Origin of the sequence: Streptosporangium sp. NPDC023825 (genome assembly GCF_040639575.1) — a bacterium.
Lineage (GTDB): Bacteria > Actinomycetota > Actinomycetes > Streptosporangiales > Streptosporangiaceae > Streptosporangium.
Genome location: NZ_JBFAAE010000001.1, coordinates 1 through 26006, shown reverse-complemented (window position 1 = coordinate 26006; position 26006 = coordinate 1). Strand labels below are relative to the sequence as shown.

The 26006-nt window shown below is 71.5% G+C and carries 20 protein-coding genes and 2 pseudogenes; 9 read left to right on the top strand and 13 right to left on the bottom strand.

Translation table 11 applies throughout. From position 1 onward, the window contains the following. Positions 1 to 55 precede the first annotated feature (55 nt). From AB0G15_RS00110 to AB0G15_RS00065, 10 genes and pseudogenes are all read right to left on the bottom strand, one after another. The gene (locus AB0G15_RS00110; protein WP_362834198.1) at positions 56 to 604 is read right to left on the bottom strand and encodes a CGNR zinc finger domain-containing protein; all 549 of its coding nucleotides are present in this window, start codon (positions 602 to 604) and stop codon (positions 56 to 58) included. A 255-nt stretch (positions 605 to 859) separates the two neighbouring features. Next, positions 860 to 1267 (bottom strand): transcriptional repressor, encoded by a 408-nt coding sequence (locus AB0G15_RS00105; RefSeq protein WP_362834197.1) that lies wholly within the window; start codon positions 1265 to 1267, stop codon positions 860 to 862. After that, on the bottom strand, positions 1264 to 2097 hold the full coding sequence (locus tag AB0G15_RS00100) for a metal ABC transporter permease (protein WP_362834196.1): 834 nt from the start codon (positions 2095 to 2097) through the stop codon (positions 1264 to 1266). The genes AB0G15_RS00105 and AB0G15_RS00100 overlap by 4 nt, the downstream gene beginning before the upstream one ends. Further along, positions 2094 to 2846: a metal ABC transporter ATP-binding protein gene (locus AB0G15_RS00095; RefSeq protein ID WP_362834464.1), complete on the bottom strand. Its 753-nt coding sequence runs from the start codon at positions 2844 to 2846 to the stop codon at positions 2094 to 2096. Before AB0G15_RS00095 ends, AB0G15_RS00100 begins: the two co-directional genes overlap by 4 nt. 36 nt (positions 2847 to 2882) lie before the next feature. Continuing rightward, entirely contained in the window at positions 2883 to 3689 is an 807-nt protein-coding gene (locus tag AB0G15_RS00090) for a metal ABC transporter substrate-binding protein (RefSeq protein ID WP_362834195.1), read from the bottom strand. Positions 3690 to 4245: 556 nt separating this feature from the next. Beyond that, complete coding sequence (gene fdhD / locus AB0G15_RS00085) at positions 4246 to 5079, bottom strand: formate dehydrogenase accessory sulfurtransferase FdhD (RefSeq protein ID WP_362834194.1); 834 nt, start codon at positions 5077 to 5079, stop codon at positions 4246 to 4248. Between the two features lie 166 nt (positions 5080 to 5245). Continuing rightward, a pseudogene (locus AB0G15_RS00080) lies at positions 5246 to 6091 on the bottom strand (2Fe-2S iron-sulfur cluster-binding protein); the annotation flags it as partial. Beyond that, complete coding sequence (locus AB0G15_RS00075; RefSeq protein WP_362834193.1) at positions 6088 to 8247, bottom strand: NAD(P)H-dependent oxidoreductase subunit E; 2160 nt, start codon at positions 8245 to 8247, stop codon at positions 6088 to 6090. The gene AB0G15_RS00075 and the pseudogene AB0G15_RS00080, both read right to left, overlap by 4 nt. 7 nt (positions 8248 to 8254) lie before the next feature. Continuing rightward, complete coding sequence (locus AB0G15_RS00070) at positions 8255 to 10189, bottom strand: molybdopterin-dependent oxidoreductase (RefSeq protein ID WP_362677231.1); 1935 nt, start codon at positions 10187 to 10189, stop codon at positions 8255 to 8257. Positions 10190 to 10235: 46 nt separating this feature from the next. Then, positions 10236 to 11225: a 2-dehydropantoate 2-reductase gene (locus AB0G15_RS00065; RefSeq protein WP_362834192.1), complete on the bottom strand. Its 990-nt coding sequence runs from the start codon at positions 11223 to 11225 to the stop codon at positions 10236 to 10238. A 72-nt stretch (positions 11226 to 11297) separates the two neighbouring features. Between AB0G15_RS00065 and AB0G15_RS00060 the strand changes: the two genes are divergently transcribed. From AB0G15_RS00060 to AB0G15_RS00030, 7 genes are all read left to right on the top strand, one after another. Then, positions 11298 to 12701: a molybdopterin-binding protein gene (locus tag AB0G15_RS00060; RefSeq protein WP_362834191.1), complete on the top strand. Its 1404-nt coding sequence runs from the start codon at positions 11298 to 11300 to the stop codon at positions 12699 to 12701. 77 nt (positions 12702 to 12778) lie between these two features. Continuing rightward, the gene (locus tag AB0G15_RS00055) at positions 12779 to 14470 is read left to right on the top strand and encodes a thiamine pyrophosphate-binding protein (protein ID WP_362834190.1); all 1692 of its coding nucleotides are present in this window, start codon (positions 12779 to 12781) and stop codon (positions 14468 to 14470) included. Between the two features lie 10 nt (positions 14471 to 14480). After that, on the top strand, positions 14481 to 15704 hold the full coding sequence (gene frc / locus AB0G15_RS00050) for a formyl-CoA transferase (RefSeq protein WP_362834189.1): 1224 nt from the start codon (positions 14481 to 14483) through the stop codon (positions 15702 to 15704). Next, positions 15704 to 17839: an acetate--CoA ligase family protein gene (locus AB0G15_RS00045; RefSeq protein ID WP_362834188.1), complete on the top strand. Its 2136-nt coding sequence runs from the start codon at positions 15704 to 15706 to the stop codon at positions 17837 to 17839. The genes frc and AB0G15_RS00045 overlap by 1 nt, the downstream gene beginning before the upstream one ends. Positions 17840 to 18009: 170 nt before the next feature. Further along, on the top strand, positions 18010 to 19416 hold the full coding sequence (locus AB0G15_RS00040) for an Nramp family divalent metal transporter (RefSeq protein WP_362834187.1): 1407 nt from the start codon (positions 18010 to 18012) through the stop codon (positions 19414 to 19416). 10 nt (positions 19417 to 19426) lie between these two features. After that, on the top strand, positions 19427 to 19942 hold the full coding sequence (locus AB0G15_RS00035) for a hypothetical protein (RefSeq protein ID WP_362834186.1): 516 nt from the start codon (positions 19427 to 19429) through the stop codon (positions 19940 to 19942). Then, positions 19939 to 21024, top strand: a complete 1086-nt coding sequence (locus AB0G15_RS00030) for a TerC family protein (RefSeq protein ID WP_362834185.1) — start codon at positions 19939 to 19941, stop codon at positions 21022 to 21024. The genes AB0G15_RS00035 and AB0G15_RS00030 overlap by 4 nt, the downstream gene beginning before the upstream one ends. A gap of 55 nt (positions 21025 to 21079) precedes the next feature. On the opposite strand, the gene AB0G15_RS00025 is transcribed toward AB0G15_RS00030, so the two are convergent. The 3 genes from AB0G15_RS00025 to AB0G15_RS00015 all read right to left on the bottom strand — a co-directional run bounded on the left by AB0G15_RS00025 (position 21080) and on the right by AB0G15_RS00015 (position 24137). Further along, a complete protein-coding gene (locus AB0G15_RS00025) occupies positions 21080 to 21268 on the bottom strand; it encodes a hypothetical protein (RefSeq protein WP_362834184.1) in 189 nt (62 codons plus the stop codon). A gap of 669 nt (positions 21269 to 21937) precedes the next feature. Continuing rightward, positions 21938 to 22687, bottom strand: a complete 750-nt coding sequence (locus AB0G15_RS00020; RefSeq protein ID WP_362677211.1) for a GntR family transcriptional regulator — start codon at positions 22685 to 22687, stop codon at positions 21938 to 21940. Positions 22688 to 22814: 127 nt separating this feature from the next. Then, a complete protein-coding gene (locus tag AB0G15_RS00015; protein WP_362834183.1) occupies positions 22815 to 24137 on the bottom strand; it encodes an MFS transporter in 1323 nt (440 codons plus the stop codon). A 99-nt stretch (positions 24138 to 24236) separates the two neighbouring features. Between AB0G15_RS00015 and sucC the strand changes: the two genes are divergently transcribed. Continuing rightward, the gene (gene sucC / locus AB0G15_RS00010; protein WP_362834182.1) at positions 24237 to 25400 is read left to right on the top strand and encodes an ADP-forming succinate--CoA ligase subunit beta; all 1164 of its coding nucleotides are present in this window, start codon (positions 24237 to 24239) and stop codon (positions 25398 to 25400) included. Positions 25401 to 25497: 97 nt separating this feature from the next. Next, positions 25498 to 26006, top strand: a pseudogene (locus AB0G15_RS00005) (succinate--CoA ligase subunit alpha); the annotation flags it as partial.

Here is a 26006-nt window from a genome sequence, read left to right as displayed (position 1 = left end):
GTCACAACCTACCCGCATTACCTACTTGGTCAATAGGTATTAGCGGAGAGTGACGTCAGGCTCGGCGCCGGGCGCGGTAGGCGGCGACGTGCATCCGGTTCCCGCAGGTGCGGCTGTCGCAGTAGACCCGCGAGCGGTTGCGCGACTCGTCCACGAAGACGTGGTCGCAGTCGGGCGCCGAGCAGGTGCGCAGGCGCTCCCACTCGCCCTCGACGAGCAGGTGGGCCAGGGCGACCCCGATGTCGGCCGCGAGGTGCTCGTGGAGCGAGGCGTCCGGCGCGAAGTAGTGGACGTGCAGGGGGTGGCCGTCGTGCTCCGCCAGGCGCGGGGTGATGCGGGTCCCGCTCAGGAGGGTGTTCAGCCGGATGACCGCGGTGGGCTGGTCCGGGGCGGTGAAGACCTTGTGGAAGGCCTCGCGCAGCGCGCGCACCTGGGTCAGGTCGGCGGCGTTCAGCTCGCCGATCCCGCTGACCTCCCAGCGCGCCACGAAGTCGCCGAGTTTCGGCAGGTCGGTCAGGGTGTCCTCGCCTCCGGTGGAAGGGGAGGTGTTGACCAGGTCGACCGCGGTGGCGAGTGAGTGCACCATGTCATGTCCGAATGGCATGTTGACTCCTGTAGGAGGCGATTGCAACGTGGAGGCGCGTACGGCGGCTCGCCGTGTCGGAAGCGTATCTCTCCCGTGGACCTCCGGCGCCCCCTCCCGGGCGCCCGTCACCGCGGCGCGCCCCGTGCGGCAAGGCTTTTCGCGAAGCATGCCCTGGTGGGCCGTGATGTGCGGGCCGCGTCCTGAAAACAGTCTTCTCGTACCCGTGCCCCGCCGCCTTCTCGTACGTGTGCCCCGTCGCGCCGGGACGTCCGCTCAGGCGCGGCTCGGCGTGCGGAGCGGCTTGGCGGCGGTGGCGCAGGAGCCGCAGGTTCCGAAGATCTCCACCGTGTGGGTGATCTCGGTGAAGCCGTGCTCGGAACCGACGGTCTCGGCCCAGCGCTCCACCGCGGGCCCGGCCACCTCCACCGTACGGCCGCACCTGCGGCAGACCAGGTGGTGGTGGTGGTCGCCGCTGGCGCACGCCCGGTAGACCGACTCGCCGTCGTCGGTGCGCAGCACGTCGACGTGACCGGTGTCGGCGAGTGCCTGGAGCGCCCGGTAGACGGTGGTCAGTCCGATCTTGGCGCCTTCCGCGCGCATCTCCGCGTAGACGTCCTGCGCGCTGCGGAACCCCTCGCTCTGGCGGAGGATCGCGTGGACGGCGTCACGCCTGTTGCTCATGGGCTGGACTCCTGAGGTCGGCTTCGACGTACGAATCTACCGAGCCCGAGGGCGAGGACGAACCCCGCGAGAGCGACGATGACGATGATCGCGCCCGGCGGGACCTCGATGTAGAAGGAGGAGGTCAGGCCGCCGACCGTGGAGATCATCCCGAACAGCATGGAAAGGAACATCGTGCTCACGAACCCCCGGGTGAGCTGCTGGCTGGTCGCCACCGGCACCACCATCAAAGCGCTCACCAGAAGCAATCCTACGACGCGCATGGCGATGACCACGGTCAGCGCGGCGGTCACGGCGATCAGCAGGCTGAGGAAGCGGACCGGCAGGCCGCTGGCCTTGGCGACCTCCTCGTCCTGGCACAGTACGTAGAGTTCCCGCCCGAAGACGGTCACCACGCCGAGCACCGCCACCGCCAGCAGGCCGATCACCCACACGTCCTCGACGGCGACGCTGCTGATCGAGCCGAACAGGTAGGACATCAGCGTGGCGTTGCTCCCCCCGGGAGTCAGCGAGATGAGCAGCACCCCTCCGGCGATGCCGCCGTAGAACAGCAGGGCGAGCGCCACGTCCCCGCTGGTCCTGCCGCGCTCGCGGACCAGCTCTATGGCCACGGCGCCCAGTATCGAGACCACCACGGCCGTCAGCACAGGGGCCGTTCCGGTCAGGAAGCCCAGGGCCACGCCGGTCAGCGCGACGTGCCCGATGCCGTCGCCCAGCAGGGCCAGGCGGCGCTGGACCATGAACGTGCCGATGGCGGGGGCGGCCAGGCCGACCAGGAGGGCGGCGATCAGCGCCCGCTGCATGAAGTCGAACTGCAGAAGCTCGATCACGAGGCGGGCCTCCAGTCGAGCGGGCTCACGGGCTCCTCCTCGGCGTGCGGGTGCACGTGGTCGTGGCCGGGCAGCGCGTGCGTGCCGACCGCCTGGGGTGGCGGGCCGTCGTGGCACACGTACCCGTCCCGCAGGACCACCGCCCGGGTGATCAGGGGCTCCAGCGGGCCGAGCTCGTGCGCGACCAGCAGGACCGTCTTGCCCTGCGCGACGAGCGTGGACAGGGTCTCCGCGAGAAGCAGCTGGCTCTCGGAGTCGACGCCCGCCGTGGGCTCGTCCATGACGAAGGTGTCGGGCTCCCCGGCGAGGGCACGGGCGATCAGCACCCGCTGCTGCTGCCCGCCGGACAGCGCCTGCACCGGGTCGGAGGCGCGGTGGGCCAGGCCGACGGCCGCCAGGGCCCTGCCGGTCGCCTCACGGTCGGCCGCGCCGGTCGGGCGCAGCCGGCGCTGCCTCGCGATCCTGCCGGAGGCGACGACCTCGCGGATCGTGGTCGGCACACCCCCGCCCACCGAGAGCCGCTGGGGTACGTAGCCGATGCGCCACCATTCGCGGAACCGGGCGGGCGGTCTGCCGTACAGGAGGGTCTCGCCGCCGGAGAGGGGGATGAGGCCGAGCAGGGCGCGGATGAGGGTGGACTTTCCCGATCCGTTCGCGCCGAGCACCGCCACCGCCTCACCGGGCTCGACGGACAGGTCGATCCCGCGAAGCACCGGACGGCGGTCCAGGTCGACCTGGCCGCCGTTCATGGTGAAAACCGTTTTGCTGGATGTCACGTGTGGCCTTTACGAGCAGCCGAGCGCTGCCTGGAGTGTGGAGAGGTTCTGGCGCATGGCGGACAGGTAGTCGCCGTTCGACGGCTGGCTTTCCACCGGATCGAGGACCGCGGTCTTCGCACCGACCTCCTGGGCGAGAATCTCGCCGACCTTCGGGCTGACGAGGGTTTCGGTGAAAATCGTAGTTACTTTCTCCTGCTTGGCCACTTTTGCCACTTCAGCGAGGCGCGCGGGAGAGGGCTCGCCGTCGGGATCGAGACCGCTGATACCGATCTGGTGCAGCTTGTAGCGGTCGGCGAGATAGCCGAACGCGGCGTGGCTGGTGACGATCGCGTCCGAGGAACAGCCGGCCAGGCCCTTGGCCAGCTCCCGGTCCAGGGCGGTGAGGTCGGCGGCGGTGGCGGCGGCGCGGTCCCGGTAACCCTGCGCGTGCGCGGGGTCGGCGGTGGCCAGCCTCTCGCCGAGCTTGGTGGCGACCGTCGCGAAGCGGGCCGGGTCGAGCCAGAGGTGGGGGTCGTGGCCGGTCTCCTCGTGGTCGTGTCCCTCCTCGCCGTGGTCCTCCTCCTCCGCGACCGCGGGAAGGGGGGTGACCAAGGTGGCCGCGTCGAAGGCCCGGTCGGCGGCGTGCTGCTCGACGGCCTCGTCCACCGCGGGCTGGACGCCCTTGATGTAGACGACGAGTCCCGTCTTCTCCAGCCCGGCCACCTGGAGCGGGGACAGCTCCAGGTCGTGAGGCTCGACGCCGGGCTTGGTCAGGCCGGTGACGGTCGCGTCGGGACCGCCCACCCGCCCGGCGAGCCACTGCAGGGGATACATGGCCGCGGTGACGGCGGGTTTACCGTCCGCGGAAACGCTCGAGGCCCCCCCGGATGAGCCGGTGGCCGAGCCGGCCTCGGTGCCGCAGGCGGTGACGGCGGCGAGAAGGATGGCGGATGCGGCCAGGCTGGCATTACGTATACGGATACGTCGGGAGGACTCGGACATCATGCTAGCTAGTATGCGCGTAAATGAAAATGGTTGTCAAAACCGGGCCTCGCGCGATGCCCGCAGCCGGGAACCGGGGCGATGCCTGCGGTCGGGAACCGGGGCGATGCCTGCGGTCGGGAACCGGGGCGATGCCTGCGGTCGGGAATCGGGGCGATGCCTGCGGTCGGGAACCGGGGCGATGCCTGCGGTCGGGAATCGGGGGCGATGCCCGCGATCGGGAATCGGAGGGCCTCCGGACGGCGGGCGTCAGAGAGCCCGGCCGGCGAAGGGGGCGAGTATCGCGGGCCGGGCTCTCGTCGCCGGGCCGGGGAGCCGCCGCTCTCCGGCCTCGGCGGTCGGTGGGGGGTGAACGCGGTGATTCCGGCCCGGCGGAGAGGATCTGGGCTCAGCCGGGGACCAGGTCGACGCGTCCTTCCCCGGTGTAGACGTTCATCGAGCTGCCCCTGACGAACCCGATGAGTGTCAGCCCCGTCTCGGCGGCCAGCTCCACGGCCAGCGAGGAGGGGGCCGAGACGGCGGCGAGGATCGGGACGCCGGCCATCACCGCCTTCTGGACCAGCTCGAAGGAGGCGCGTCCCGACACCATGAGCACGGTCGAGGCCAGCGGCAGGCGCCCGTCGCGCAGCGCCCAGCCCACCAGCTTGTCCACCGCGTTGTGCCGGCCCACGTCCTCGCGCACGCAGAGCACGTCGCCGCCGAGCGTGAACAAGCCCGCGGCGTGCAGCCCGCCGGTCCGGTCAAACACCCGCTGGGCCGCGCGGAGCCGGTCGGGCAGCGCCGCGATCACCTCGGCCGTCACCGGCGCGGGATCGCCGTCCACCCGCCATTTCGCGACCGTGCGTACCGCGTCGAGCGAGGCCTTGCCGCACACCCCGCACGAGGAGGTGGTGTAGAAGTTGCGCTCCAGGGAGGTCGCCGGCGGGGAGGTGCCCGCGGCCAGCCTGACGTCGAGCACGTTGTAGGTGTTGGCGCCGTCGGCGGTGGCGCCCGCGCAGTAGCGGATCGCGGTGACCTCCTCGGCGGAGGTGACCACCCCCTCGCTCACCAGGAAGCCCGCCGCCAGGTCGAAGTCGTCGCCCGGCGTGCGCATGGTGATCGTGAGCGGCCGCCCGTCGAGCCGGATCTCCAGCGGTTCCTCGGCCGCCAGCACGTCGACCCGGTGGGCGGCCGCGGCCTCCCGCAGCCGCAGGACCCGGCGCTTGACGGTGACCCTACCCATCGGCGGAGGCCGTCCGCGTGCCGCGGGCAGGCGTGGAAAGGGGTGCGGAGGCAGGGCCGGGGGCAGGCGTGGAAAGGGGTGCGGAGGCAGGGCCGGGGGCGGGCGCGGAAACGGGTGCGGAGGCAGGGCCGGAAAGAGGGATCGTGTCCTCCGAGGTGGCCACGTTCTGGACGTGCTGGAAGCCGAAGCGGCCCTTGATGCACAGGTTGCCGTGGGTGACCGGGTTGTCGTGCGGCGAACTCACCTTGACGATCCGGTTGTCCTGCACGTGCAGGGTCAGGTTGCAGCCGACCCCGCAGTAACTGCAGATCGTCGTCGTCTCGGTCTGCCGGGACTCGTCCCAGCTGCCCGCGGCGCGCATGTCGAACTCGCTCTTGAACGACAGCGCACCGGTGGGGCAGACCTCCACGCAGTTGCCGCAGTAGACGCAGGCGGAGTCGGTGAGCGGGGCGTCGTGCTCGGTCGAGATCATCGCGTCGAAGCCCCGCCCGGCGACCGAGATGGCGAAGCTGTTCTGCCACTGGTCGCCGCAGGCGTCGACACACTTGTAGCAGAGGATGCACTTGGAGTAGTCGCGCACGTAGAGGTCGTTGTCGACCTTCGCGGGCTGCGCGACCGTGGCGGCCTCCTCGCCGAAGCGATCGGGCCGCGCGCCGTACTCCTCGATCCACTCGGCCGCGCGCGGTGTGGTGGACAGGTCGGCCGTCGAGGCCAGCAACTCCAGGACGATCTTGCGGCTGTGCCGGGCACGCTCGGTCGCGGTGCCGACGGCCATGCCGGGCTCGGCCCTGCGCGAGCAGGCGGGGGCGAGCGTACGGGCGCCCTCGACCTCGACCACGCAGACCCGGCAGGCGTTCTTCGGGGTGAGGGTGTCGCCGTAGCAGAGGGTCGGGATGTCCTTGCCCGCCGCAGAGCAGGCGTCCAGCACGGTCGAGCCCTCCGGCACCCGGACCGGGTCGCCGTCGACGGTTATCTCGATCAGCCGCCGGGGCGGCTGCAGGGGAACACTCATGATGCCTCCGAGGGGGAGAAGACGCCCAACCTGTCGATGGCCGACTCGACGGCGTTCCAGGCGGTCTGGCCGAGCCCGCAGATCGAGGCGTCGCGCATGGCCTGGCCGACCTCCCGCAGCAGTGCGATGTCGCCGGAGGTGGGTTTGCGGCGCAGCCGGTGCAGTGCCTCCTCCTGCCGCACGGTGCCCACCCGGCAGGGCACGCACTGCCCGCACGACTCGTCGCGGAAGAACTCCGCGATGCGCACGAGGATGTGCGCCAGGTCGACGCTCTCGTCGAGCACCAGGACCACGCCCGAACCCAGTGTCGTGCCGGCCGCCCGGGTGCCCTCGAAGGTCAGCGGGACGTCGAGCTCGTCCGGGCGGACGAACCCGCCGGCCGCGCCGCCCAGCAGCACCGCCCGGAGTTCTCCGGTCGCGCCCCCGGACAGATCGAGGAGCTCGCGCAGGGTGGCGCCGAACGGCAGCTCGTAGACGCCCGGCCTGGCGACCGTGCCCGAGACGCAGAACAGCTTGGTGCCCGTCGAGCCCTCCGTGCCGGTCGCCGCGTAGGCGGCGGCCCCGCCGGCCAGGATGGGCAGCACGTTGACGAGGGTCTCGACGTTGTTGACCACGGTGGGCTTGCCGAACAGGCCCTTCTCCACGGGGAAGGGCGGTTTGCTGCGCGGCTCGCCGCGGAAGCCCTCGATCGAGTTGAAGATCGCGGTTTCCTCGCCGCAGATGTAGGCGCCCGCGCCGCGCCTGATCTCGATGTCGAACGCGAAGCCCTGCCCCATGACGTCGGCCCCGAGCAGGCCGCGCGCGCGGGCGACCTCGATGGCGTGGGCCATCCGGCTGATCGCCCGGGGATACTCCCCGCGGATGTAGAGGTAGCCCTTGGGGCAGCCGGTGGCGTACGCGGCGATGGTCATCGCCTCCACCAGCGCGTACGGGTCGCCCTCCATGACCACGCGGTCCTTGAAGGTGCCCGGTTCGCTCTCGTCCGCGTTGCAGACCAGGTAATGGGGGTGGTCGAGCTGGCGGGCCGCGGCCTCCCACTTGCGCCCGGTGGGGAACGCCGCCCCGCCCCGCCCGACGAGACCGGATTCGAGCACCTCGCGGATGACGCCGGCGGGGCCGATCCTGACGGCCTCGCGCAGCGCGGCGTAGCCGCCCTCGGCCCGGTAGTCGTCCAGGCTCGCCGGGTCGACGACGCCCACCCTGCGCAGCAGCACGAGGGAGGGGTCGCCCGCCTGCGGGACGGCGTGCTCGGCGGGGGGCTCCGCACGCTCGGCCAGGGCGGGGCCGCCGGTGGCGTCCATGCCGCTGAGGCCGCCGAGCCTGCTGAGGTCCCTCACCTTGCTCGCGTCGCCCGCGCCGCCGGGGCCGCTCGTGCCGTTCGTGTCACCGGCGGTGCCCGTGCCGCCCGTGCCGCCCGTGCCGCCCGTGCCGCTCGTGCCCTCCGCGGCACGGGCGTCGCCCGCGTTGCCGGCGTCGCCCGTGCCGCTCGCGTCGCCGGTGTCGTGGGCCCGGCCGGCTCCGTTGGCCCCAGTGCTTGCGCCGGCCCCAGTGCTTCCGTTGGCCCCGACGCTTCCGCCGGCTCCGACGTTCCCGTCCGGGCCGCCGTTTCCGTTCGCATCGCCGGTGGAGGCCGGTACCGGCTCGGCCGGACCGTACACGGTCGCCCCCGGGAACTCGCCGGCCTGCAGGGCCAGCGCGGCGGGTGCCCGCTCGCACAGGCCGAGACAGGGACTCGGCTGCCAGGACATGCCGGGCGGGCCGAGCCTTTCCTCGGTGCTCCGCCGCACCGCGTCGGCGCCGCGCGCCTGGCAGGCCAGGTCGGTGCAGACGTGCAGCACCCGCGCCGGCCGCGGCTTCGTGGAGAACAGCGAGTAGAAGGTCGCCACCCCGTACGCCTCGGCGGGCGGCACGGTCAGGCGGCGGCAGATGTAGTCGAGGGCTCCCTCGCTGATCCACCCGATCCTGTCGTTGACCGCGTGCAGCGCGGGGAGCAGGAGGTCACGCCGGCCGCGGGCCTCGTGTCCGCCGACGGCGATCCGCAGGTCGTCGTCCGAGCGGGCGCCGCCCTCCCAGCCCGTCGCCGGGGCGCCGAGGAAGGCGTCGACCGCGGCGCGTTCCTCGGCAGAAGGCCGGGCGTCACTGAACCGGAGATCCACGCCCCCTTCACCCGGCCTTCGCGGGTACGAGCTTGTCGACGCGCACGGCGGCGGCCTTGAACTCCGCGGTGCCCGCGATCGGGCAGGTGGCCTCGATGGTGAGGGAGTTGGTGTCGACCTCGTCGGGGAAGTGCATCGTCATGAAGACCAGGCCGGGACGCAGGGCCGGGTCGATGTGGACGGGAGCGACGACCGAGCCGCGCCGGGAGCTGATCCTGACCTCCTCGCCGGGACTCACCCCCAGCCGCGCGGCGTCCTCGGGGGACAACTCGATGTTCTCGCCCCTGCGCAGCGGCGAGGCGAACCCGGACGACTGCACGCCGGTGTTGTAGGAGTCGAGACGACGGCCGGTGGTGAGCCGCAGGGGATACTCGTCGTCGAGCAGGTCGACCGGTGGGGAGTGTTCGAGCACCGCGAACGGCGCGGCCCTGCCCCGCCGGGCCGGGTCGCTCTCCCAGAGCCGCCCGTGCAGGAAGGGCGGTTCGAGGGAGTCCTCCGACGGGCAGGGCCACTGGATGCCCTGCAGCTTGTCGAGCCTGTCGTAGGTCATGCCGGTGTGGGCGGGGGAGAGGGCGCGGAGCTCGTCCCAGACCTCCTCGGCACCGGTGTAGTTCCAGTCGTGGCCCAGGCGGCGGGCCAGCTCGCAGAGGATCCAGATGTCGTCGCGGGCCTCGCCCGGAGCCTGGAGAGCCTTGCGGACCCGCTGCACCCGCCGCTCGCTGTTGGTGAAGGTGCCCTCGCTCTCGCACCAGGCCGCGCCCGCCGGCAGCACCACGTCGGCCATCTGGGCGGTCTTGGTCAGGAAGATGTCCTGCACGACCAGGTGGTCGAGCATGCTGAGCCGCTTGACGCAGTTCAGTGAGTCGGCCTCGGACTGCACCGGGTTCTCCCCGATGAGGTAGCAGGTGGTGATCTCGCCCTCGGCCATCCCCTCCAGCATCTCGGTGAGGTTGCGGCCGTAGCGCGGCTGGATCGGTGTGTCCCACGCCTGCTCGAACTTGGCGCGGATCCCCGGGTCGAGGATGTCCTGGAAGCCGGGCAGCCGGTTGGGGATGGCGCCCATGTCGCCGCCGCCCTGCACGTTGTTCTGGCCGCGTAGCGGGGACAGGCCCGAACCGTAGCGCCCGACGTGGCCGGTGAGCAGCGCCAGGTTGATGAGGGCGCGCACGTTGTCGGTGGCGTTGTGGTGCTCGGTGATGCCGAGCGTCCAGCACAGCTGGGCGCGGTCGGCCCTGGCGTAGGCGTGCGCGAGCTCCCGGATGGCGGCCGCGGGCACGCCGGTGACCTGCTCGGCCACCGGGAGCGTCCACGGCTCGACCGAGGCGGCGAACTCCTCGAAGCCCTCGGTGGCGCGCTCGATGAACGAGGTGTTGTGCAGCCCCGCGTGGATGATCTCCCGGGCCACCGCGTGCGCGAGCGGGATGTCGGTGCCCACGTTGAGGCCCAGCCAGAGGTCGGCCCACTCGGCGGTGCCCGTGCGGCGGGGGTCGACCGCGAACATGCGGGCGCCCTTTCTTATGCCCTTGAGCACGTGGTGGAAGAAGATCGGGTGCGCGTTGCGCGCCGCCGAACCCCACATCAGGATCACGTCGGCGTCCTCCACCTCCTGGTAGGAGGAGGTGCCGCCGCCGCTGCCGAAGGCCGCGGACAGGCCCGCCACGCTCGGGGCGTGGCAGGTGCGGTTGCAGGAGTCGACGTTGTTGGTGCCGATAACGACGCGGGTGAACTTCTGGCCCACGTAGTTCATCTCGTTGGTGGAACGGGCGCACGACAGCATCGCGAAGGAGTCGGGCCCGTGTTGCTCGACATTGCGCCGGAAGCCCTCCGCGGCCCGTTGCAGCGCCTCGTCCCAGGTGGCGCGGCGCAGCACGCCGTTTTCGCGGACAAGGGGATGGGTGAGCCGGTCGTAGTGCTCGGCGCGGTCCCCGCGGTCCCTCTTCATACCCCATCCTTTCGACAGTCCTGTATACAGTCTACGGTATGTCGCATCAACTGGCGGCGGCAAGATTTTCCCGGACCCGCTCGTCCAGGAGGTCGGCGACCGCGTGGATCGCCCGGAGCGTGGGCACCTCGGCGCCGGTCAGGTCGGCCAGTTCCACGACGGCGGCGAGGAGTACGTCGAGCTCCAGGGGCTTGCCCTTCTCCAGGTCCTGGAGCGTGGAGGTCTTGTGCTCGCCCGCCCGCTCGGCGCCCGCGATCCGGCGCTCGATCGAGATGTCCGGCTCGCAGCCCACCCGGCGGGCCACGTCGACGGTCTCGCGCATCATGGTGACGACGAGGTCGCGCGTCCTGCGGTGGCGGCAGATGCCCGCCATGGTCGCCCGGGTGAGCGCGCTGATCGGGTTGAAGGCGATGTTGCCCATGAGCTTGATCCAGATGTCGCGCCGCAGATCCGTCTCGACGGGACATTTCAACCCGCCCTCGATCATGGCGGCGCTGAAGTCGACGCAGCGTGAGGAGAGGGAGCCGTCGGGCTCGCCGATGGAGAAGCGGGTGCCCTCCAGGTGGCGGATCACGCCGGGCGCCTCGATCTCCGTCGCCGCGTAGACGACGCATCCGATGGCGCGCTCCAGCGGCAGGGCGGCGGTGACCGCCCCGCCGGGGTCGACGCTCTCGATCACGTGGCCCTCGTACGGGCCGGGCAGCCGGTGGAAATACCACCACGGGATGCCGTTCTGGGCGGCGATGAGGCCGGTGGTCTCGTGGAGCAGCGGCTGGATCATGGGCCCGGCCGCCGCGTAGGAGTTGGCCTTGAGGCCGAGGAAGACGTGGTCCACCGGGCCGATCTCGCTGGGGTCGTCGGTGGTGTGGGGGTGGGCGGTGAAGTCTCCGCGCGGGCTCAGCACGCGCACTCCCGATTCGCGCATCGCCGCGAGGTGCTCTCCGCGGGCGATCAGATGCACCTCGGCGCCCGCCCTGCACAGGGCGGCGCCGACGTAGGCGCCGATGGCGCCGGCGCCAAGAACAGCGACTTTCACAAGAGGCTCCGTCCTCGCGTCCATAGTGCATTCGGTATACAGTATGGAAAAAATCCGGTCAAGGAGCCGCCGATGGCCGTCCCCCGATCCACCGTCCACGAAGCCCCGTCCCGCGATCCGGACACCGTCCCCCCGCCGCCCCCGCCGCACCGCGGGGCCCCCGCGGAGGCGCTCCCGTGGGAGTCGGCCCGCCGGGTCGCGGCGTCCGCCGCGGGGCCGCTCCCCCCGGTCGACCTCCCCCTCCATCTGGCGTACGGCTGCCGCCTGGCCGCGCCGTTGCACGCCCTCGTCCCGGTGCCCGGCGCCGACGTGGCCGCGATGGACGGCTACGCGGTCGCGGGCGATCCGCCCTGGCGGGTCACGGGCCTCGTGCTCGCCGGGGGCGCGCCCTTCGGGGCCGCGCTCGCGCCCGGCACGGCGGTGGAGATCGCCACCGGCGCCCCGGTGCCCGAGGGCGCCGAGGCGGTGCTGCCCTACGAGCTGGCCGTACGGACCGGCGGGGCGCCGGGGGCCGGACCGGCCCCCGGGGGCGGGGTGCCCGGCCGATCCGTGCCGCCGGGCCGGTTCGCGCCGCCGCTCGGCCGGTTCGCGCCGCGGGGCGGGGAGCCGTGGCCGGCGGGCGAGCCGGCCGGCGAACGGGTGTCGGCCCCCGCGGGGGCGGTCGAGCCCGGCAGGCACATCCGGCGGCGCGGTGAGGACTGCCCGCTGGGGACCGTGGTGCTCACCGCCGGTTCGGCCGTCACGCCCGCGGTGCTCGGCCTCGCGGCCGGGCTCGGGCACGACGTGCTCCGCGTACGGCCCAGACCCCTGGTGTCCGTGCTGGTCACGGGCGACGAGGTGGTGACGCTCGGGCTGCCTGGCCCGGGGCGGGTGCGCGACGCGATCGGCCCCATGATGCCCGGGCTCGTCGAGTGGGCGGGCGGCCGCACCGAGGCGCCGCGGTGGCTGCCCGACGGGGCGCGGGCGCTGGCCGCCGCGCTCGGGGGGGCCCAGGACGGCCCGCCGGGCCAGGTGATCGTGGTCTGCGGCGCCTCGTCGAAGGGGCCCGCCGACCACCTGAGGGCGGTGCTCGCCGGGCTCGGGGCGGAGATCCTCGTCGACGGCGTCGCGGTGCGTCCCGGCCATCCGCAACTCCTCGCCAGGCTCCCCGACGGGCGCCTGGTGGCCGGGCTGCCGGGCAATCCCTACGCCGCCCTGGTCGCCGCGCTGACGTTGCTCGCCCCGGCGGTCCGGGCGCTCGCGGGCGGGCCCGAGGCCCCGCGCGAGCGGTCCGCGCTGGCAGGCCACGTACGGCCCCACCACGCCGACACCCGCATGGTCGCGGTGCGGCGCGGCGGACGTGGCGCGGTGCCCGTCGGGCACGACCGGCCGGGATCGCTGTGGGGGGCCGCGCTCGCCGAGGCGCTCGCGGTCGTCCCGCCCGGGTGGAGGGGCGAGCCGGTCGAGCTCGTCCCACTGCCCGCACAAAGGGTCTAGACATCCCTGGACCCCGGGGGTAACCATTGCCCTCATACGGTATGCAGTATGGAGAACACAATCGAGAGGACCTCAGAATGACCCAGCCAGCGGACACGGCGCCGGAAACCATCTCCGGAGGCCACCTGGTGGCGAAGGCGCTCAAGGCGGAGGGGATCGATGTGATCTTCACGCTCTGCGGCGGCCACATCATCGATATCTACGACGGTTGCATCGACGAGGGCATCGAGGTCATCGACGTCCGCCACGAGCAGGTGGCGGCGCACGCGGCCGACGGTTACGCCCGGATCACCGGCAAGCCGGGTTGTGCGGTCGTGACGGCGGGACCTGGCACCACCGACGCGGTGACCGGCGTGGCCAACGCCTTCAGGGCGGAGAGCCCCATGCTGCTCATCGGGGGGCAGGGGGCGCTGAGCCAGCACAAGATGGGCTCGCTGCAGGACCTGCCCCACGTCGACATGATGACTCCGATCACCAAGTTCGCGGCCACGGTCCCCTCGACCGAGCGGGTGGCCGACATCGTCTCGATGGCCTTCAGGGAGTGCTACCACGGCGCTCCCGGGCCGTCCTTCCTGGAGATCCCGCGCGACGTCCTCGACGCCAGCGTCCCGCTCTCCAAGGCCCGCATCCCCGAGGCGGGCCGTTACCGCGCCTCGGTACGCCAGGCCGGAGACCCCGAGGCCGTCGAGCGCCTCGCCGACCTGCTCGCCCACGCGGAGAAGCCCTGCGTCCTGCTGGGCAGCCAGGTCTGGACCACCCGGGGCACCGACGACGCGATCAACTTCGTCCGCGGGCTCAACATCCCCGCCTACATGAACGGCTCGGCCCGCGGCACGCTGCCCCCCGGCGACCCGCACCACTTCCAGCTCTCCCGGCGCTACGCCTTCACCAACGCCGATCTGATCATCATCGTCGGCACCCCGTTCGACTTCCGGATGGGCTACGGCAAGCGCCTGTCGCCCACGGCGACGGTGGTCCAGATCGACCTCGACTACCGCACCGTCGGCAAGAACCGCGACGTCGACCTGGGCATCGTCGGTGACGCCGGGCTGATCCTGGCCGCGGCCACCCAGGCCGCCTCGGGCCGCGTCGAGAACGGCGCGACCCGGCGCAAGGAGTGGCTGGAGGAGCTGCGCGCGGTGGAGACCGCGGCCTACGAGAAGCGGCTGCCCCGCCAGCTCTCCGGCGCGCAGCCGATCGACCCCTACCGCCTGGTCCACGAGATCAACGAGTTCATGACCGAGGACACCATCTACATCGGTGACGGCGGCGACATCGTCACCTTCTCCGGCCAGGTCGTCCAGCCCAAGTCGCCCGGGCACTGGATGGACCCCGGACCGCTCGGCACCCTCGGCGTCGGCGTCGCCTTCGCCATGGCGGCCAAGTACGCCAGGCCCGACAAGGAGGTGCTCTGCCTCTTCGGAGACGGGGCGTTCAGCCTCACCGGCTGGGACTTCGAGACGATGGTCCGCTTCGACCTGCCGTTCATCGGCGTCATCGGCAACAACTCGTCGATGAACCAGATCCGCTACGGCCAGGCCGCCAAGTACGGCGAGAACCGCGGCCGGGTCGGCAACACCCTCGGCGACGTCAGATACGACGAGTTCGCCCGGATGCTGGGCGGCCACGGCGAGGAGGTCAGGGACCCCGCCGACATCAGGCCCGCGCTGGAGCGGGCCCGCGAGTCGGGCAAGCCCGCCCTGATCAACGTGTGGGTCGATCCGGACGTCTACGCGCCCGGAACCATGAACCAGACCATGTACAAGTGAGGGGGACCCCATGAAGGCACTGGAAGGTGTCCGCGTCCTCGACATGACCCACGTGCAGTCGGGTCCGTCCTGTACGCAGCTCCTGGCCTGGCTCGGCGCCGATGTGATCAAACTGGAGGCGCCCTCCGGAGACATCACCCGCAAGCAGCTGCGCGACGTCCCCGACGTCGACAGCCTCTACTTCACGATGCTGAACTGCAACAAGCGCAGCATCACCCTCAACATGAAGAGCGAGCGCGGCAAGCAGCTCTTCACCGAGCTGGTGCGCGACTCCGACATCCTGGTGGAGAACTTCGGGCCCGGCGCGGTCGACCGGATGGGGTTCTCCTGGGACCGGCTCCAGGAGCTCAACCCGCGGCTGGTCTACGCCTCGATCAAGGGTTTCGGCCCGGGACGCTACGCCAAGTTCAAGGCGTACGAGGTGATCGCCCAGGCGATGGGCGGCTCGATGAGCACCACCGGTTTCGAGGACGGCCCGCCGCTGGCCACCGGCGCCCAGATCGGCGACTCGGGCACCGGCATCCACGCCGTCGCCGGCATCCTGGCCGCCCTCTACCAGCGCGAGCAGACCGGGCGCGGCCAGCGCGTGCAGGTGGCGATGCAGCACGCGGTGCTCAACCTGTGCCGGGTGAAGCTCCGCGACCAGCAGCGGCTCGGCCACGGGCCCCTGTCGGAATACCCCAACAAGACCTTCGGCGACGAGGTGCCGCGCTCGGGCAACGCCTCGGGCGGCGGCCAGCCCGGCTGGGCCGTGCGGTGCGCCCCCGGCGGTCCCAACGACTACATCTACGTCATCGTGCAGCCGGTCGGCTGGGCGCCGCTCGCCGGGATCATCGGCCGCCCCGAGCTGGCCAACGATCCCGAGTGGGCCACCCCGGAGGCGCGCCTTCCCAACCTCGACAAGATGTTCCAGCTCATCGAGGAGTGGAGCATCACCCGCGACAAGTGGGAGGTCCTCGACCTGCTCAACGCCGCCAACATCCCCTGCGGCCCGATCCTGTCCACCAAGGAGCTGCTGGAGGACGAGAGCCTGCGGCAGGAGGGCGCGCTGGTCGAGGTCGATCACCCCCAGCGCGGCTCCTTCGTGACGGTCGGCAGCCCGCTGCACCTGTCGGACTCGCCGGTGGACGTCACCGCGCCGCCCCTGCTCGGCGAGCACAACACCGAGATCTACGCCGGCCTCGGCCTGTCCGCCGACGAGCTGGCCGAGCTGAAGACGAACGGAGTCATCTGATGGCGCATGACCAGGTCGCCGTACGCGAGGTGCTGGACAAGGCCCGTGCCGAGGGCCGCACCGCGCTGACCGCCCCCGAGGGCAGGAGGATCTGCCAGGCGTACGGCATCTCGACCCCCGGTGAGGGGGTGGCGACCTCGGCCGAGGAGGCGGTGTCGCTCGCCGGGGAGATCGGCCTGCCCGTGGTGCTCAAGATCGTGTCGCCCGACATCCTGCACAAGACCGAGGCGGGCGGGGTGCTCGTCGGCCTGGCCGACCTCGACGCGGTGCGCGCCGGCTACGACCGGATCCTGGCCTCCGCGCGCTCGTACGACCCGGAGGCGTCGATCGACGGCGTCCAGGTGCAGGCCATGGTCGGTGCCGGGCACGAGGTGATCATCGGCGCGGTCACCGACCAGACCTTCGGCAAGGTCGTCGCCTTCGGGCTCGGCGGGGTGCTCGTCGAAGTCCTCAAGGACGTGACCTTCCGGCTGGCCCCCCTCTCGGGTGATGATGCACTCGGGATGCTGGACGACATCAGGGCGGCGGAGGTGCTCCGTGGTGTCCGTGGTGCGGAGGCGGCGGACAGGGGGGCGCTGGCGAACATGATCGAGCGGGTCGGCGCGCTCGTCGGGGACTTCCCCGAGATCGCGGAGGTGGACCTGAACCCCGTCTTCGCCACCGCCGACGGGGCGACGGCCGCCGACGTGCGCATCCTCCTCGACGCCGACCCCGTCGCCGCGCCCGCCCGGCTCTCGCGGGAGGAGATCCTCGCCGGGATGAACCGGATCTTCAAGCCGCGCGCCGTCGCGGTGATCGGTGCCTCCGGCGAGACCGGCAAGATCGGCAACTCGGTCATGCGCAACCTGATCAACGGCGGCTACCGGGGCCACATCTACCCGATCAACCCGAAGGCCCCGGAGATCCTCGGGCTGCCCGCCTACCCCAGCATCGCCGACGTGCCGGGCGAGGTCGACGTGGCGGTCTTCGCCATCCCGGCCAAGTTCGTGCCCGCGGCACTGGAGGAGGCCGGGCGCAAGGGGGTGGCGGGAGCCATCATGATCCCCTCAGGGTTCGCCGAGACGGGCAACGTCGAGGGCCAGCAGGAGATCGTCGAGATCGCCCGCAAGCACGGCATGCGGATGCTCGGCCCCAACATCTACGGCTACTACTACACGCCGGAAAACCTGTGCGCCACGTTCTGCACGCCGTACGACGTGAAGGGCGGGGTCGCGCTGACCTCGCAGAGCGGCGGCATCGGCATGGCCATCCTCGGCTTCAGCCGCACCACCGGGATGGGCGTCTCGGCGATCGTCGGGGTCGGCAACAAGGCCGACGTCGACGAGGACGACCTGCTCACCTTCTTCGAGCAGGACGACAACACCAACTGCGTGGCCATGCACCTGGAAGACCTCAAGGACGGGCGCGGGTTCGTCGAGGCCGCCCAGCGGATGGTCGCCAAGAAGCCGGTGATCGTGCTCAAGGCCGGGCGCACCGCGATGGGCGCGCGGGCCGCGGGCTCGCACACCGGGGCGCTGGCCGGCGACGACAAGGTCTACGACGACATCCTCCGCCAGGCGGGCGTCGTGCGGGCCCCGGGCCTCAACGACATGCTCGAGTACGCCAGAGCGCTGCCGCTGATGCCCGCGCCCAAGGGGGAGAACGTCGTCATCATCACCGGGGCGGGCGGCTCGGGAGTGCTGCTCTCCGACGCCTGCGTCGACAACGGGCTGACCCTCATGGAGATCCCGCCGGATCTCGACGAGGCCTTCCGCGCCTACATCCCGCCCTTCGGGGCGGCGGGCAACCCCGTCGACATCACCGGTGGCGAACCGCCCAGCACCTACGAGAACACCATCAGGCTGGGCCTCACCGACCCCCGCGTGCACGCACTGGTGATCGGCTACTGGCACACGATCGTCACCCCGCCGATGGTCTTCGCCGAGCTGGTCGCGCGGGTCGTGGCCGAGGAGCGGGCCAAGGGCAACGACAAGCCCGTGGTCGCCTCGCTGGCCGGTGACACCGAGGTCGAGCAGGCCTGTGACCATCTCTTCGCGAACGGGGTGATCGCCTACCCGTACACCACGGAGAAGCCCGTGGCCGTGCTCGGTGCCAAGTATCGCTGGGCGAGGGCCGCAGGGTTGCTGCGCGGCTGAGCCGCGCCTCATGAGCGAGGGGGCGAATCGGGGCACTCGCAGGATCAACCAACCCCCCAGGAGGTCCGCAGGTGGACACATCGAGAACACCGGCTGCAGCGGAGCCCGGCGAAGCCGCCGCCGCATCCGGCCAGGAAGAAAAAGTATGGCGGGCGGGCGGGCTGGAGCCGATGCCCATACGCACCCTGCCCGACGCTCCCCCGTCGATCCACATCCTCGGGCCGACGGTGTTCCTCGTCGCGCTCGGCGTGGGCATGGGCGAGTCGTACATGTGGCCTCGGCTGGTCCTGCTGTTCGGACCGGAGATCCGGTGGCTGTTCCTCATCGGCGTCACTCTCCAGGCCGTGGTCATGCTGGAGATGGCCCGCTACGCCATGGCGACGGGGGAGAGCATCTTCTTCGGCGCCGCCCGGGTCTTCAAGCCCCTGATGTGGTTCTTCTTCGTCGTCGCGATCCTCGTCTACATCTGGCCGGGTCATCTGTCCGCGGGGGCCGCCGCCTTCGAGCAGATCACCGGCGTTCCATGGGTGATCACGGCGGTCGCGGGCCTGATACTCGTCGGCGTCGTCTTCAGCCTGGCGAAGGTGATCTACAACCTGCTGGAGAACGTGCTGTCGATCCTGATCGGCACGCTCGTCGTCGGGACCGCCGTGGTGGCGGCCATGGTCGGCACCTGGGGCGACGTGGTGAGCACGGTCACCGGGATGTTCGCCTTCGGCTACCTGCCGGAGCAGGCACTCTCGGAGGCCTGGTTCCCGGTGATCGTGGGCTCGATCGCCTTCGCCGGGCCGTCCGGAATGCAGCAGATGTGGTACACCCTGCACCTGCGTGACTCCGGCGCCGGCATGGGTGCCCACATCCCGGCCGTCCGCGGTCTCCGGCACGCCGGCGAGGAAGAGGCCATGCCCTCGCGCGGCTTCATGTTCGACACGAACAACCCCGAGGAGATGCGCAAGTGGAAGGGGTGGCGGCGCTGGGTCACCTTCGACGCGCTCCTGCTCTTCTGGGGCATCACGATGCTGGTCACCGTCTCCTTCACGGTGATCGCGCAGGCGGCGGCGAGAAACACCCCCGGCGTCCGCGCCGTGATCGAGTCCGGGGAGCGGGAGGCGGCGCTGAACGCGATGGCCGACTCCTTCGCCTCGGCGGGCAGCTCGGTGCTGGGCGGGGTCTTCCTCGGCTTCATCGCGCTGATCGGGTTGAACGCCACCCTCGGCCTGTTCGACTCCTTCTCCCGGGGCCAGGCGGACATGAGCTTCCACTTCGTGCGCGGTGCGAAGAAGCTCGGCATGTCCCGCCTGTACGCCGCCTTCCTGTGGGGCGTCATCGCGTTCGGCATCCTGATCCTGCTGTTCGGCCCGGCCGACGGCCCGAGCGGGATTCTCGACACGCTGGCGTTCCTGTCCACGTTCGCCATGGGCGCCTACTGCGTGACGCTCCTGCTGGTGAACAACCGCATGTTGCCCAAACCGATCCGGCCGAAGATCTGGACCAACCTGATCATCGGCTTCGGGGCGGTCTTCTACCTGGGGATGCTGCTCTACAGCCTGTTCGCCTTCGGCGTGGTCGTGGGCTGAGACCGTGCCGATGCGACAAGCTGAACTCGCCCTTCCCGGGGCGCTGATCGGAGTCGTCGCCGGCGCCGTGGCCGGGGGGCTGACCCTGCTCGCAGGACAGTCCGCCGGCTGGGCCGCGATCTCCGCGGTGACGCTGGCCCTTCCCCTGGGCCTCCTCGGGGCCGGATACTCCATCCTGCTCGGCCAGAACCTGTTCAGACCGGGGCTGTTCGCCCCCGCGGGCCTGTACTGGCTGGCCGGCTTCCCCCTGGCCCGGCTGTTCCAGGAGACGATCACCGGCCTGGCCGTCTTCGGTCACGTCAGCCTGCCCGGCGGGGTGGCGGGATTCCTGGCCTACCAGGCCATGGTGAGCCTCGGCTTCGCGATCGGCTTCCTCTGGTTGCACGAGAGGCTCATGCCCCACTGGTTGATGCGCCTGAGAGAGCGCAATCCGCGGGCGCGCGAACTGTTCGCCGCCTACGTCGAGCACGCTGAGGCGCTGTGGCTCGCCAAGGAACGCCGCCGCGCACGGAAAGGAGCGCGTTGAACATTCCCACCTGGGTGTGGCTGGTCACGATCGCCGGCTTCGGCCTCGTGCTCGCCATCGACTTCTACCTCGTGGCGCGCAATCCGCGAAAGCCCACGTTCCGCGAGTGCACGTTCTGGGTGATCTTCTACGTGTCGCTCGCCATCGCCTTCGGCGTGGGATTGCTGGTGGTCACGGGGCCGTCGCACGGCGGCGAGTTCTTCGCCGGCTGGATCACCGAGTACTCCCTGAGCGTCGACAACCTCTTCGTCTTCCTGCTGATCATGAGCCGCTTCTCGGTGCCGGACCGCTACCGGCAGAAGGTGCTCCTGATCGGCATCGTCCTGGCACTCGTCATGCGCGGCATCTTCATCGCCGCCGGGGCGGAGGCCGTGGCCCGCTTCGACTGGCTCTTCTACATCTTCGGCGCCTTCCTCATCTACACCGCGTGGAAGCTCATCGGTCATGAGGAGGAGGAGGCGGAGTTCTCCGAGAACATCGCGCTGCGCACGGTCAGGCGGGTCGTTCCCACCACGGAGAAATACCACGGCTCATCGCTCTCCGTGATGGTCGACGGCCGCCGTGCCGTCACCCCGATGCTGATCGTGATGGTGGCGATCGGAACCACGGACCTGTTGTTCGCCCTCGACTCCATCCCGGCCATCTTCGGGCTGACCAAGGAGCCCTACCTGGTGTTCACCGCCAACGCCTTCGCGCTGATGGGGCTGCGGCAGCTGTTCTTCCTGATCGGCGGGTTGCTCGACCGCCTGGTCTATCTCAGCAAGGGCCTGTCGATCGTCCTGGCCTTCATCGGCGTCAAGCTCATCTTCGAGGCGCTCCACCACGACGGCGTCTCCTGGGCCCCGGAGATCCCCATCCTGGTCTCCCTGGGGGTCATCGTCGGCACGCTGGCCGTCACCACCGTGGCCAGCCTCCTCAAGTCGAGAAGCGACCGCGGTCGCACCCCGGCGGAGCAGAACGGCTCCGCGGAGAATCCGGCCGCCGGTTCCACGGACCCGGTGGCCGACCCTCCCGGTTCCTCCGACGCCCCCGACCCCGCCGACCCCGCCGCGAGGCGGAGGGAGGCGCACGCGGACGGCTGAGGCGCGGCCGGCCGTCGCGAGCGGGTGGTCTCCCCGGCGGGGACCTCCCGCTCGCTCATTTGGGAACGTCGATCCCGTCGGTCCGCTGCTCGGTCGCCCAGCGACGCAGATGGCGCTCGGCGTTCTCCGCCGAACCGTACTTTCGCATGGCCGTCGCGAGGCCGACTCCCATCATCCCGCCGTCGGCGGAATAGCCCGCCGGTGCGGAGGTGAGAAAGCGGAACCTGTTGAGAAACGCTCTCATCGATCATCACCACCAATTCTTTCGTCAAGTATCTGCCCTGGGTGTTTCACTCAAACGGGCGAACCGTGAATTCTGTGTCAACTGGCCCGTGAGCTGCTCGGACCGTGCGAGAACAGCCCGCGAGGGGCTGGGGCCCGTGCCGGTCAGCGCGGGGTGACCGCGCTTTTCCGCACCCGCCGGCACGGACCGGCGGGTGCGGCCGGCATGGGAAAACGGGTGCCGATCCGCGCGGATTAGCGGGTGCCGATCCGCTGGATTGTCCGGCGCGGGCCTATTCGATCTTCGTTACCGGTGCGCAAGGGGTTCAAGTGCCGGTTCGCACGGGTTCTTCCGTGCTTCCCCGGACGCGCTTCCTCGGATGTTCTTCTCCGGACGCGCCTTTTCTGACGTGCTTTTCCCGTGCGTGCCGCTCCGTGTGTGCTTCCCCGGGCCGGGACACGTGTGTGCTTTTCCGTGCCGGGACAGGGGTGTGCCTCCCCGGACCGGGACACGCGAGCTTGTCTCGTGCCGGAGCACGCCGGCGCGAGTGGGTCACCGGTGATCGGCCCGCACCGGACCGAGCCGGCGCCGGACCCGTACGGGAGGGGGCCGGACCCGTACGGGAGGGGATGGCTCGCGCCGGCCCGGGAGGGCCGGCGCGCGCCGAGGGGACGGCGAGGGGACGGAGGGTCAGCTCGCGCTGAGTGAGCGCGGGCGCCGGCGGCGGGCGGCGGGCGCGGGCTCCTCCGGCTCGACGGGCTCCGAGGCTCGCTGCTCCAGGTAGGAGGAGCGGGTGTGCTCGGTGTGGTCGCGCATGATCTCCGCGGCCCTGATCTCGTCACGCGCCTCGATGGCGTTGATCAGCTGGTCGTGCTCCTCCCAGGAGTCCCGGCCGCGCTGGCGGGCCACCGGCGTGTGATACCACCGCACGCGGCGGGAGACCTGCGAGGCCAGCTCGGCCAGCACCGCGTTGCCGGACAGCTCGGTGACCAGCGCGTGCAACTCGGAGTTGGCCGCCACCGAGGTGTCGATGTCGTCCGCCTCCAGGGCCCGGAGTCCCCGCGCGCACACCTCGCGCAGCCGGGCCACGCCCGCGGCGTCCGAGTTGAGCGCGGCCAGCCGCGCCGACTCGGTCTCCAGCAGGGCGCGTACGGCGAGCAGCTGGTCGGCCTCCTGCACGGTCGGCGCGTGGACGAACGCCCCGTGGCCGGGACGGAGATCGACCCAGCCCTCGCCGCTGAGCATCTGCAGCGCCTCGCGGACCGGCTGGCGCGACACGCCGAGCAGCTCGGCGAGCTCGCTCTCCGCGAGGTGCTGGCCGGGGCTGAGGCTCCCGTTCACGATGAGTTCCAGGATCGCCTCGAAAACGCTCTCCCGGAGAGTGGTCGGGCGCGGGATCTTGGGCGCCGCTCCCGAGTTCGCCAGTTCCGACCGCACCATGTCTCTTCAGCTCCAGGATGAGAAAATATGGCGGCCCCGCGTCCGGCCGGCCCATTGTCTGTTGTCGACTGCCTACAGTATACAGTTTCGGGCAGGGTGGCCGTGGTGAGCCTGATCACATCATCGCTCATCCGGGAAGCGTGACCGGATGGCCGGGCTGGCGCAGCGTGGCGCTGAGGGCGGCGGCGGCCAGCACCAGGCCCGCGGCGAGGAAGAACGCCGCGGCGTGGCCGGAAGAGGTCAGGGCCCAAGCGGCGAGGCCGACCCCGACGAGCCCGGCGACCGCCTTCGCGCTGTAGACCACGCCGTGGATCGAGGCGGTGTGCCTCTCGCCGAAGTATTCGCGGACCAGGCTGGCGATGAGCGGGTAGAACGCGCCCCCGCCCAGGCCGGCGGGCACCGTCGCCACCAGGATCATGACGGCCGATCCGGTCACCGTCCCCCAGGCCAGCAGTAGCTGCCCCAGGCAGAGCAGGGCCAGTACGGCACTGAGCGTGCGCCCCCGCCCGGTCATCTCGGCGGCGAGCATGGCGCAGGCGCGCCCCACGCCGTTGAGCACCAGGAGCAGGGCCACCGCCGCCCAGGGGAAGAGGCCGCCGAAGGTCGCCAGCGCGACCACGTCGAAGATGGAGACCGCCCCCGCGCAGACCAGGATCGTCACCAGGGTGGGGAGCGAGCCCGTCCGCAGCGCCTGGCTCAGGGAGAACTGGCGCACGGCCCGAGGCTCCCTGCGCAGCGCGATCCGGTCGTCGGCCCAGGCGCGCGGGTCGATGTGGGCGGGCCACCAGTGCGGCGGCGGCAGGCGGACGAAGGTCGCCGCCAGGCCCACCGCGACCAGCGCGACGGCCGCCGCCACGGCGAACAGCGGCTGGAGCGCGCTCCCCGTGTTCCCCGTGCCCCCCGCGGCCCCGTAGAGGCCGGCCGCCACCGCGAGCGGGGCCGTGCCGTAGGCGAAGGCGCCGGTGGTGAAGCCCACCTTCGCGGCCGGGCGCTCGGGGTACCAGCGGGCGACGGCCTCGGTGCACGCGCCGTACACCAGGCCGGCTCCCACGCCGCCGAGCAGGGCGTAACCGGCGAGGACGGCGGGGAGGTCGCGGGCGAAGGCCGTCGTGAGCAGCGCCGCGGCGCTGAGCGGCGCGCCGGCCCACAGCGCGACGCGGATCCCGAGCGCTCCGCGCCGCAGCAGCAGGACGGTGGGCAGGGCGACGGCGGCCTGGCAGACGATCCAGACGGCCAGCGGCGCCAGGGCCGAGGCGAGCGGCCAGCCGCGCGCCTGCGCCAGGGCGGGCACCGCCGCCGCGTAGCCGTACTGCATGGCGCCGATGGAGGCCATGGCGGCCCAGGGGAGCCAGAACATCCACGACCGGGGACGGTTGATCAGATCCTGCGGGGTGTCGCCGACGAGGTAATCGCGTCCCCGCCAGTCTCGTACGAGCTGCGTCTTCTCCATACCGTATGGAATATCCGTCGCCGGAGTCCCTGTCGAGGCCTGGACGGCTAGATTTCCATACGGTATACCGTCTACAAGAACCGTATCCAGGGAGGTCGCGTGGACCTGTTCGAATACGAGGCGAAGAAGCTCTTCGCGCGGCACGGGGTCCCCGTCCCCACCGGCGAGGTCGTGGCCACTCCCGAGGACGCCCGCGCGATCGCGGCCGGCCTCGGCGTCCCGGTGGTCGTCAAGGCTCAGGTGAAGACCGGCGGCCGGGGCAAGGCCGGGGGCGTGCGGCCCGCCCCCGGCCCCGACTCCGCCGAGCAGGAGGCCCGGCACATCCTCGGCATGGACATCAAGGGCCACATCGCCGAGACCGTGCTCGTGGAGACGGCCACGGTCCCGGTCGAGGAGTATTACGTGGCCTACCTCGTCGACCGGGCCAACCGGTGCTTCCTCGCCATGGCGTCCGTCCACGGCGGCATGGACATCGAGGAGGTGGCCGCGACCAGGCCCGAGGCGCTGGTCAAGATGCCGATCGACCCCCTGACCGGGATCGACGAGAGCGCCGCGCGCGAGCTGGTGACCCGGGCGGGCTTCCCTCCCGACCTCCAGGGCGCGGTGACCGAGGTGCTGGTCCGCCTCTGGCAGGTCATGGTGGAGGAGGACGCCCTGCTGGTCGAGGTCAACCCCCTGGTGTGGACGGCGGGGAGCACGATCCTCGCCCTCGACGGCAAGGTCAGCCTCGACGAGGGCGCGGCCTTCCGTCACGAGCACGCGGCCCTGACCGCCGGGCCCGGCGACGGCGGTCTCGAGGCGCGGGCCAGGGCCAAGGGCCTCAACTACGTCAAGCTCGACGGCCGCGTCGGGGTCGTCGGCAACGGCGCGGGGCTGGTGATGAGCACCCTCGACGTCGTCGCCCAGGCCGGGGAGCGCTTCGGCGGGGTCCGCCCGGCCAACTTCCTCGACATCGGCGGCGGGGCGTCCGCGCAGGTCATGGCGAACAGCCTGGAGATCATCCTCTCCGACCCCGACGTCAGGTCGGTCCTCGTCAACGTCTTCGGCGGCATCACCGCCTGCGACGCGGTGGCCGACGGCATCGTCTCCGCGCTCGGGCTGCTCGGCGACCGCGGCCTGAGCCGCCCCATCGTCGTGAGGCTCGACGGCAACAACGCCGAGGAGGGCCGCCGGATCCTCACCGAGGCCGGACACCCCGCGATCCGCCAGGTCACCACCATGGACGGCGCCGCCGAAGAGGCGGCCAGGCTCGCCGCGGCATGAGCGGGCCCACCACCGGATGCACCGGACCCACCGGACACGGCGAGCCCGCCGGTCCCGCCCACGGAGGGCACGCGAGCACGGAGAGGGAGCGGCAAGCATGGCGATCTTCTTGACAGGCCACAGCAAGGTGGTCGTGCAGGGCATGACCGGCGCGGAGGGGAGACGGCACACCGCCAGAATGCTCGCGTCGGGCACCGACGTGGTCGCCGGTGTCACGCCCGGCAAGGGCGGCGGCACGGTCGACTTCGCCGAGCGGAGCGTGCCGGTGTTCGGCACGGTCGCCGAGGCGATCACCCGGACGGGGGCGGACGTGTCGGTGGTCTTCGTGCCGCCGAGGTTCGCCAAGGCCGCGGTCATCGAGGCCGTCGACGCGGGGATCGGCCTCTGCGTGGTCATCACCGAGGGCATCCCCGTCCACGACACGCTGGCCTTCTGGGCGCACGCCCGGGCGGCGGGCGGAAGGACCCGGATCATCGGGCCCAACTGCCCGGGGCTGATCAGTCCCGGCGCGTCCAACGCGGGGATCATCCCGGCCGACATCACCAGCGCGGGCCGCATCGGCCTGGTCTCGAAGTCGGGCACGCTGACCTACCAGCTCATGTACGA

Bases quoted from the DNA above. Each gene is read 5' to 3' on its own strand.
- AB0G15_RS00110 (WP_362834198.1), bottom strand. From the start codon at position 604: ATGCCATTCGGACATGACATGGTGCACTCACTCGCCACCGCGGTCGAC.
- AB0G15_RS00105 (WP_362834197.1), bottom strand. From the start codon at position 1,267: ATGAGCAACAGGCGTGACGCCGTCCACGCGATCCTCCGCCAGAGCGAG.
- AB0G15_RS00095 (WP_362834464.1), bottom strand. From the start codon at position 2,846: ATGAACGGCGGCCAGGTCGACCTGGACCGCCGTCCGGTGCTTCGCGGG.
- AB0G15_RS00090 (WP_362834195.1), bottom strand. From the start codon at position 3,689: ATGTATCCCCTGCAGTGGCTCGCCGGGCGGGTGGGCGGTCCCGACGCG.
- fdhD (WP_362834194.1), bottom strand. From the start codon at position 5,079: ATGGGTAGGGTCACCGTCAAGCGCCGGGTCCTGCGGCTGCGGGAGGCC.
- AB0G15_RS00070 (WP_362677231.1), bottom strand. From the start codon at position 10,189: ATGAAGAGGGACCGCGGGGACCGCGCCGAGCACTACGACCGGCTCACC.
- AB0G15_RS00060 (WP_362834191.1), top strand. From the start codon at position 11,298: ATGGCCGTCCCCCGATCCACCGTCCACGAAGCCCCGTCCCGCGATCCG.
- AB0G15_RS00055 (WP_362834190.1), top strand. From the start codon at position 12,779: ATGACCCAGCCAGCGGACACGGCGCCGGAAACCATCTCCGGAGGCCAC.
- frc (WP_362834189.1), top strand. From the start codon at position 14,481: ATGAAGGCACTGGAAGGTGTCCGCGTCCTCGACATGACCCACGTGCAG.
- AB0G15_RS00045 (WP_362834188.1), top strand. From the start codon at position 15,704: ATGGCGCATGACCAGGTCGCCGTACGCGAGGTGCTGGACAAGGCCCGT.
- AB0G15_RS00040 (WP_362834187.1), top strand. From the start codon at position 18,010: ATGCCCATACGCACCCTGCCCGACGCTCCCCCGTCGATCCACATCCTC.
- AB0G15_RS00035 (WP_362834186.1), top strand. From the start codon at position 19,427: ATGCGACAAGCTGAACTCGCCCTTCCCGGGGCGCTGATCGGAGTCGTC.
- AB0G15_RS00025 (WP_362834184.1), bottom strand. From the start codon at position 21,268: ATGAGAGCGTTTCTCAACAGGTTCCGCTTTCTCACCTCCGCACCGGCG.
- AB0G15_RS00020 (WP_362677211.1), bottom strand. From the start codon at position 22,687: ATGGTGCGGTCGGAACTGGCGAACTCGGGAGCGGCGCCCAAGATCCCG.
- AB0G15_RS00015 (WP_362834183.1), bottom strand. From the start codon at position 24,137: ATGGAGAAGACGCAGCTCGTACGAGACTGGCGGGGACGCGATTACCTC.